General features: G+C 57.9%; 1 protein-coding gene. It reads right to left on the bottom strand.

Features of this window, described 5'->3' with window-relative positions:
• Positions 1–233: ParB/RepB/Spo0J family partition protein (locus AVJ23_RS22065; RefSeq protein WP_153001136.1), on the bottom strand; the 233-nt coding region annotated here is incomplete at both ends.

Below are 233 nucleotides of genomic sequence, written 5' to 3'. Positions count from 1 at the left end.
ATTGGTGACCGCAGTGCGCGAACGCCCGACCGCGTCAGCCACAGCCTGTTGGGTTAATTCAAATTCATGCATCAGCCGCTTCAGGCCGTAGGCGGTTTCAATCGGATTCAGATCCTGGCGCTGCATGTTCTCAATCAATGCCATGGCCAAGGTGGTCTGATTATCCGCCTGGCGTACCACGACGGGCACTTTTTCCAGACCGGCCATTTTGGCCGCACGCCAACGGCGCTCAC

Origin of the sequence: Pseudoponticoccus marisrubri (assembly GCF_001482405.1) — a bacterium.
Lineage (GTDB): Bacteria > Pseudomonadota > Alphaproteobacteria > Rhodobacterales > Rhodobacteraceae > Pseudoponticoccus > Pseudoponticoccus marisrubri.
Note: the sequence above shows the minus strand (reverse complement) of the source record. Positions and strands in the feature narration are given on the sequence as shown.